Below are 7,550 nucleotides of genomic sequence, written 5' to 3' on the forward strand. Positions count from 1 at the left end.
GGTCTCGTGGGCTCGGAGATGTGTATAAGAGACAGACGCAGGTTAGGTTAGCATTACCTAACAAGCGCTCGTCAACTCGACGGTCGTCGTCGGCTCGGCATGACACGCCGCCTCGACGACCGCCCCCACGGCGTGTCGTGACAGGTGGATGGCGGCGAGCGGACCGGGGTCAGCCGCGCGGTTTGCGGGTCACGGCACCGAGCCGCGGAAGGTGGGGCACGTGCGCCTCGGCGCCCGCCTCCGGCGGGACCACGACCTCCTGCGCCGCGGCCACGGCCGTGCCGTCGGCGTCCACCGTCAGGGTCGCTCCCGCATCCGTCCCGCGCTTGACCACGGCGAGCGCGATCGGCCCCAGCTCGTAGTGCAGGGCGGTGGAGGTCACGGTGCCGACCTCCTTGCCGTCGAGCGACACGGCCGCGCCCCGGGCGGGATGCACGCCCTCCGAGCCGTCCAGGTGCAGCATCACCAGGCGGCGCGGCGGATGCCCGAGGTTGTGCACCTTCGCGACCGTCTCCTGGCCGCGGTAGCAGCCCTTGGTCAGGTGCACCGCGGTGCGGAGCCAGTCGAGCTCGTGCGGGATGGTGCGCTCATCGACCTCCGTCGAGAACCGCGGCCGCCAGGCGGCGATCCGCAGTGCGTCGGCCGCCAGTGTGCCCGCCACGGCGAGCTCGCCGGCGGCGGCGCGGGCCGCGATGCCGGCCAGGTCGTCGCGCGCGACCAGCCGCTCGCTCCAGCTCCAGTCGGCGCCGGGATGCTCGCCGCGCGCGTACTGGTGCCCGCCGGGGGTGACGGCGTGCCAGGGATCGTGCCAGATCAGCGGCACCCCGTTCGAGACGGCGACGGGGAGGTCGGGATCGCCGAGCGTGCCGATCGTCGCGTAGGCGTCGGTGCGGTCGGCGACCTCCACCCGCAGCATGAAGCGCATGGAGTCGAGCCAGGTCCGCAGCCCCTCGGCCTCCGGCCGGTCGACCAGGAGCCACACGGTCTCGCCGTCGTCGACGAGCCGCGCGGCGTGCTCCACGCGGCCGGTGACGTCGAGCAGGAGGGTCTCTGACGACTCCCCCGGCCGCAGCCCGGTCAGCGCCTGACTGGTGAGCGAGTTGAGCCAGCTGAGCCGGTCGGGCCCGGTCACCGTCAGCACGGCGCGGTCGGACAGGTCGACGATCGCCCGGCCCTCCGCCAGCGCCCGCTGCTCGCCGAGCGGATTACCGTAGTGCGCGGGCACGCCGACCTCCGCGACGTCGACGGCGCCGGGGAGGTCGAGGAACGGCGACCGGGACATCAGCCCACCTTTCGTCAGTCGACCTTCGCGAGCCGCGCCGAGGCGTGGGTGCGCAGGTCCTGGCCCAGCGCGGCGATGTCCCACGCCCACAGGAGGTGCCCCTCCACGAGCCCGTACAGCCGCGTCGCCGCCGAGTACTCCTTGGCGCCGGCGGTACGGACGACGGCGTCGGTCGCGAGGTCGATGCGGGGGCCGGCGACCTGGCCGAGGTACAGCTCGCTGACCCCGTCCGGGTGGATGATCGCGACGTCGATGTCGAAGCCGCCGTGCGAGTTGCGCAGGGTCTCCACCGACTGGGCGGTGTTGAAGGGCCGGGCGCCGACGCCCGGCAGCATCGCCGGCCCGGCGTCGCCCTCGATGAGCTTGCGGCTCAACCGCCAGTACCCGGTCTCGGCGGCCAGCGGGGTGCGCTCCTCGTCGAGCACCCACGACGACGCCGAGTAGTTGAGGTACGGCTGGCCGTCATGGCTGAAGCTGATGCGCTGGCCGAACTCGAGCTCGGTGTGGTCGTCGCCGATCGCGTAGTCGAGCACACCGGTCCCCTCCCACACGCCGAGGAGCCAGGAGAGCGGGACGAGTTCGGCCGGGAGGTCGGTCGGCAGTTCGATCATGCGACGGCGACCGCTGGCTAGCGCTGCCCGCGGAACAGGTTGTAGACGACGACGCCGGAGACGCCGAGGATGGCCAGCGTTGCGAGCCCCAGGAGGCCGACGAAGAAGAGTTCGAGAGCGACGAGCATGCTGCCAGTCTAATCAGGCCGAGCGGGATTTCAGGCCGAGAGCGCCATCGCCCCGAGCACGGCGCCCGTCACGCCGAGCACGACGAAGCAGCCGGTCAGCGTCGCCGCGAGCCGGTCGACGAAGCCGTCCTTGTGCTGGGTGGCCAGCTGGGCCACGAAGGCGAGCAGCACGCACACGGCGAGCGCGAGCGACAGCCAGGCCGCGTACTGCTCCGGAGCGGAGATCGCGCCGACCAGCACGCCGAACACCACGGCGAGACCCCAGACGGCGACGACGCTCGCGATCCGGGCGCCGCGGCTCAGCGGCGGCGGCAGGGGTGCCGCGGCGGCCGGCCCGAGGCCGTGCACCTCCGGCTCCCCCACCGGCGCGGGAGGCTCCTGGGGCGGCTGCTCCGGCGTCGCGTCGGTCATGCACCCATTGTGCCCCCGCACGCAGGCCGGGAGGGACACGCCCGCGATTCCGGTAGCATTGCGGCACGAGCAGGGTGAGGAGGTACTGAGTGGCGCAGCTGTTGATCCTCACGTCCGCGCCCGATGCGGAGGTGCTCCCGTCGCTCGCCCTCCTCAGCCACCGCACCCGTCAGATCCCCGCCGCGCCGGCCTCCCTGGTCAACGCGCCGAGCTGCGACCTGATCTTCGTGGATGCCCGGCGCGACCTGGCGAGCGCCAAGTCGCTGTGCAAGATCCTCACCACGACCGGCGTCACGGTGCCGCTGCTCCTCGTGCTCACCGAGGGCGGCCTGACCGCGGTCAGCGCCGACTGGGGCGTCAACGACGTCGTGCTCGACACCGCCGGCCCCGCGGAGGTCGACGCGCGCATCCGCCTCGCCATCGGCCGTCAGACGCAGGAGCACTCGCAGAGCAAGATCCAGGCGTCGGGCATCACCATCGACGAGGCCAGCTACTCGGCGAAGGCGCACGGCCGCCAGCTCGACCTCACCTTCAAGGAGTTCGAGCTGCTCCGCTTCTTCGCCACGCATCCGTCGCGCGTCTTCACCCGCGAGCAGCTGCTCAGCGAGGTGTGGGGCTACGACTACTTCGGCGGCACGCGCACGGTCGACGTGCACGTGCGGCGCCTGCGCGCCAAGCTGGGCGACCTCGAGTCGCTGATCGGCACCGTCCGCAACGTGGGGTACCGGTTCAACGTGTACGAGGACGACAATGAGCGACTCCCCTCGTCCGTCCGTTCCTGAGCGTCCGTCCGTTCCTGAGAGACCGGCCGTTCCCGCCGCCGCGGACCTGGGCGACCCGTCGCAGCGTGCTGCGTTCTTCGGCGTCGCCGACGCGGCGCGCGCGGCAGACGGGGCCGATCCCTTCAACGAGCAGACCCGGCTGGACATCGAGAGCGGGCGCCGCACGCCGTCGCTGATCCGTGCGGGCGGGCGCGTCGTCGGCGCGGCGGTGCTGGGCGGCGGCGAGCTCGACCTGGCGGTCCTGCCACCCGAGCGCGGGCGCGGCGTCGGCGCGGGCGCGGTGGAGGCGCTGCTCGCCGAGGTGGAGGGCCAGCTCACGGCGTGGGCGCATGGCGACCACCCCGCGGCAGCACGCCTCGCGGGGCGCTTCGGGTTCGCGCGCGTGCGCACGCTGCTGAAGCTGGGCGTGCTCCTGGATGCGGAGCCGCAGACGGTGGCGATCCCGGCCGGCTACGAGCTGACCGCCCTCCGGCCCGGCATCGACGACGAGGAGTGGGTGGCGCTGAACGCACGCATCTTCGCCGCCCATCCCGAGCAGGGGGCGCTGACCGTCGACGACCTCCGTGCGCGGCAGGCCGAGTCGTGGTTCGACGCCGGCGACGTGCTGCTGCTGCGCGACGCCTCCGGGCGGCTGGTGGGCTACGACTGGGTCAAGGTGGAGGCCGGAGCCCCCGGAGAGATCTACGTGCTGGGGGTCGCGCCAGAGGCGGCCGGGCGCGGGATCGGACGCGCGCTGCTCGCGGCCGGACTGTGGCGGCTGCGCGACCGCGGGTGCGCGGAGGCGGAGCTGTACGTCGAGGGCGACAACACCGCGGCGCTGGCGCTGTACCGGTCGGCCGGGTTCACCGACCGCTCCGTCGATGTCCACTACCGGCGCGGCTGATCCGATTCTCCACAGATCGGCCGCTGCCGTTCATCCGGCCTCGCAGCAGTGCCAAGATGGGGGCATGGACGGCGACAACATCCTCTTGGACAACGGCCTGGCGGGCAGCCTGGGCGGCGACTTCGACGACGACTTCGCCCCGTTCATCTACGAGCCCGATCCGGAGCTCCCCGACAACCGCTACCTCGACCGCGAGCTGAGCTGGCTGGCGTTCAACCAGCGGGTGCTCGAGCTCGCGGAGGATCCGCTCCTCCCGGTGCTCGAGCGCGCCAACTTCCTCGCCATCTTCGCCACCAACCTCGACGAGTTCTTCATGGTCAGGGTCGCCGGCCTCAAGCGGCGCATCGCCACCGGGCTGGCCGTGCCGACCAACACCGGGCGCGCCCCGCAGGACGTCCTGGCCGACATCTCCAAGAAGGCGCACGAGCTGCAGGAGCGGCACGCCCGCGCCTACCACGAGCTGGTCCTCCCCGCGCTGCGCGAGGCCGGCATCTCCGTCGTCTCGTGGGATGCGCTCGACGAGGGCGACCGCACGCACCTGCGCGAGGTGTTCTCGCAGCAGATCTTCCCGGTCCTGATGCCGCTCGCGGTCGACCCGGCGCACCCCTTCCCGTACATCTCGGGGCTCTCGCTCAACCTGTCCATCCGCGTGCGCAACTCCCGCACCGGCAAGGAGCAGTTCGCGCGCCTCAAGGTGCCGCAGATGCTGCCGCGGTTCGTGCGCATCGACCAGCGCGAGGCGCTCGGGCAGGTGCGCTTCCTCCCGCTGGAGGAGCTCATCGCCAACCACCTCGGCGACCTGTTCCCCGGCATGGAGATCCTCGACCACCACGTCTTCCGCGTCACGCGCAACGAAGACGTCGAGATCGACGAGGACGAGACCGAGAACCTCATCCAGGCGCTCGAGCGCGAGCTGCTGCGCCGGCGGTTCGGCCCGCCGATCCGGCTCGAGGTCACCGACGACATGGACGACGTGACGCTCGGCCTGCTGGTGCGCGAGCTCGACGTCACCGAGCAGGAGGTCTACCGCCTCCCCGGTCCGCTCGACCTCGGCGGCCTGTTCGATCTGGCCAAGATCGACCGGCCCGACCTGCACTACCCCAACCACGTGCCGACCACGGCGCCGCAGCTCATGCCGAGCGAGCCCAACGCCAAGCCGGACGTGTTCGCGGCGGTCGCGCGCCAGGACATCCTGCTGCACCACCCCTACGAGTCCTTCGCCACCAGCGTCCAGGCGTTCCTGGAGCAGGCCGCGGCCGACCCGCACGTGCTCGCCATCAAGCAGACGCTGTACCGCACCTCGGGCGACAGCCCGATCGTCGAGGCGCTCATCGACGCGGCGGAGGCGGGCAAGCAGGTGCTGGCGCTGGTGGAGATCAAGGCGCGGTTCGACGAACAGAACAACATCTCCTGGGCGCGCAAGCTCGAGAAGGCGGGCGTGCACGTCGTGTACGGCCTGGTCGGACTCAAGACGCACTGCAAGCTCGCGCTCGTCATCCGCGAGGAGAAGGGCGTCCTCAAGCACTACAGCCACATCGGCACCGGCAACTACAACCCGAAGACCTCGCGCATCTACGAGGACCTGGGCCTGCTGACGGCCGACGACCAGGTCGGCAAGGACCTGACCCGACTGTTCAACGAGCTCTCCGGCTACGCCATCGAGAAGAAGTTCAAGCGCCTCCTCGTCGCCCCGCTGCACCTGCGCAAGGGCCTGCTCAAGCGCATCGACGTCGAGCGGGCGCACGCCGAGGCGGGCCGGCCCTCCGGCATCCGGATCAAGGTCAACTCCATCGTCGACGAGGCGATCATCGACGCGCTCTACCGCGCCAGTCAGGCCGGCGTCCCGATCGAGCTGTGGGTGCGCGGCATCTGCGGCCTCGTCCCCGGGCGCCCCGGCCTCTCCGACAACATCCGCGTGCGCTCGGTGCTCGGCCGTTACCTGGAGCACTCGCGCGTCTTCTCGTTCGTCAACGACGGCGACCCGCAGGTCTACATCGGAAGCGCCGACATGATGCACCGCAACCTCGACCGCCGCGTGGAGGCGCTGGTGCGGCTCACCGACCCCGAGCACCTCGCCGAGCTGGAGCGCCTGTTCGACCTCGCCTTCGACGAGCGCACGGCCACGTGGACCCTCGCCGAGGACGGCGTCTGGACCAGGCACCACCTCGACGAGTCCGGCAAGCCGCTCACCGACCTGCAGAACAAGCTGATGCAGCAGACCAGCCAGCGTCCGCGCAGCACGCGCACGGGAACCAGGCGGTGAGCCGCGAGGTGACCCCGGCCGTCTACGCCGCGGGCGCGCTCTGCTGGCGCGTCGTCGACGACCGGATCGTCGTGCTCGTGGTGCACCGCACCAAGTACGGCGACGTGACGATCCCGAAGGGCAAGGTCGACGAGGGCGAGACCCTCCCGCAGACGGCGGTGCGCGAGATCGAGGAGGAGACCGGGCTCGGCATCCGCCTCGGCGTCCCGCTCGGCGTCTCCCGGTATCCGCTGGCCAGCGGGCGTGAGAAGATCGTCCACTTCTGGGCGGCCGAGGTCTCCGAGAAGGCGATCCTGCGGTCGACCTTCGTGCCCAACGCCGAGATCGCGGCGATCGAGTGGGTGACGGTCAAGAAGGCGCGCAGCTACCTCACCTACGAGCGCGACGTCGAGATCCTCGACGCGTTCGACGCGCTCGTGAAGCAGGGCGTGACCTCCACCTTCGCGCTCATCGCCCTGCGGCACGGCAAGGCCGCGCCGCGCGGCGACTGGGACGGCCCCGACGCCGCCCGCCCGCTGACCGAGCGCGGCGTGCGGCAGTCCGCCTCGGACGTCCCGACCCTGCTCGCCTGGCGGCCGCGCCGCATCGTCACCAGCGACGCCGTCCGCTGCGTGGCGACCGTCGCACCGCTCGCCGCGGCGACCGGGATCAAGCCGCAGCGCGAGCACGGCATCAGCCAGGACGCGTACGAGGAGGGCCGCGGCCAGGTGCGGGAGGTCGTCGGCAAGCGCGTCCGCTCGCGCAAGACCGCTGTGCTGTGCAGCCACGGACCGGTGCTCCCCGAGATCCTCCGCGAGATCGCCCTCGCGACCGGCACGATGCCGGGCGGCTACCTCAACGACGCCGCCGACCTCGATACCGGCGGCTTCTCCGTCGTGCACCTCTCGGCGACGAACCCGGCCTCCGGCATCGTCTCGATCGAGACGTACGCGCCGGCGGCGCGCTGAGTCCTGGGAGTGCGATGAGACGCGGGCCAGGGCGCACGTGGACTCTCCGGCTGTGGCTCTCCCGCGTCGGTGAGGTTCTCGTCGCGATCGCCGACATCATTCTGGGCAACTTCCGCAGGTGACGTGGGGGGGGGGGGGGGCCCCCCCCCCCCCCCCCCCCCCGCGGGAGAAGCCCCCCCCCCCGGGCGCCCCCCCTAACCCCCCCCCCGGGTTGGGCCCCCCCCCAAACCCCCCCCCCCCCAA

7 protein-coding genes are annotated in these 7,550 nt (G+C 72.0%); 4 read left to right on the top strand and 3 right to left on the bottom strand.

Features of this window, described 5'->3' with window-relative positions; genetic code table 11:
• Positions 1-169: 169 nt before the first annotated feature.
• From ygfZ to ACR9ZG_RS16950, 3 genes are all read right to left on the bottom strand, one after another.
• The gene (gene ygfZ, locus ACR9ZG_RS16940) at positions 170-1,282 is read right to left on the bottom strand and encodes a CAF17-like 4Fe-4S cluster assembly/insertion protein YgfZ (protein WP_481286018.1); all 1,113 of its coding nucleotides are present in this window, start codon (positions 1,280-1,282) and stop codon (positions 170-172) included.
• A 14-nt stretch (positions 1,283-1,296) separates the two neighbouring features.
• The gene (locus ACR9ZG_RS16945; RefSeq protein WP_481286019.1) at positions 1,297-1,893 is read right to left on the bottom strand and encodes a nitrobindin family protein; all 597 of its coding nucleotides are present in this window, start codon (positions 1,891-1,893) and stop codon (positions 1,297-1,299) included.
• A 158-nt stretch (positions 1,894-2,051) separates the two neighbouring features.
• Positions 2,052-2,432 carry a hypothetical protein gene (locus ACR9ZG_RS16950; protein ID WP_481286020.1) on the bottom strand — a complete coding sequence of 127 codons (381 nt, stop codon included), beginning with the start codon at positions 2,430-2,432 and terminating at the stop codon, positions 2,052-2,054.
• A gap of 89 nt (positions 2,433-2,521) precedes the next feature.
• Between ACR9ZG_RS16950 and ACR9ZG_RS16955 the strand changes: the two genes are divergently transcribed.
• From ACR9ZG_RS16955 to ACR9ZG_RS16970, 4 genes are all read left to right on the top strand, one after another.
• Positions 2,522-3,214, top strand: coding sequence for a response regulator transcription factor (locus ACR9ZG_RS16955; RefSeq protein WP_481286021.1), 693 nt, complete (start codon positions 2,522-2,524; stop codon positions 3,212-3,214).
• A complete protein-coding gene (gene mshD, locus ACR9ZG_RS16960; protein WP_481286022.1) occupies positions 3,183-4,097 on the top strand; it encodes a mycothiol synthase in 915 nt (304 codons plus the stop codon). The genes ACR9ZG_RS16955 and mshD overlap by 32 nt, the downstream gene beginning before the upstream one ends.
• Positions 4,098-4,161: 64 nt before the next feature.
• Positions 4,162-6,360, top strand: coding sequence for an RNA degradosome polyphosphate kinase (locus ACR9ZG_RS16965; protein WP_481286023.1), 2,199 nt, complete (start codon positions 4,162-4,164; stop codon positions 6,358-6,360).
• A gap of 8 nt (positions 6,361-6,368) precedes the next feature.
• Positions 6,369-7,307 carry an NUDIX hydrolase gene (locus tag ACR9ZG_RS16970; RefSeq protein WP_481286024.1) on the top strand — a complete coding sequence of 313 codons (939 nt, stop codon included), beginning with the start codon at positions 6,369-6,371 and terminating at the stop codon, positions 7,305-7,307.
• The last annotated feature ends 243 nt before the right edge of the window (positions 7,308-7,550 follow it).

The sequence above is a fragment of the Leifsonia sp. KNZ12-8B genome, from assembly GCF_056755495.1.

Coding starts and splice junctions, on each gene's coding strand:
- ygfZ (WP_481286018.1), bottom strand. CDS start 1,282: ATGTCCCGGTCGCCGTTCCTCGACCTCCCCGGCGCCGTCGACGTCGCG.
- ACR9ZG_RS16945 (WP_481286019.1), bottom strand. CDS start 1,893: ATGATCGAACTGCCGACCGACCTCCCGGCCGAACTCGTCCCGCTCTCC.
- ACR9ZG_RS16950 (WP_481286020.1), bottom strand. CDS start 2,432: ATGACCGACGCGACGCCGGAGCAGCCGCCCCAGGAGCCTCCCGCGCCG.
- mshD (WP_481286022.1), top strand. CDS start 3,183: ATGAGCGACTCCCCTCGTCCGTCCGTTCCTGAGCGTCCGTCCGTTCCT.
- ACR9ZG_RS16965 (WP_481286023.1), top strand. CDS start 4,162: ATGGACGGCGACAACATCCTCTTGGACAACGGCCTGGCGGGCAGCCTG.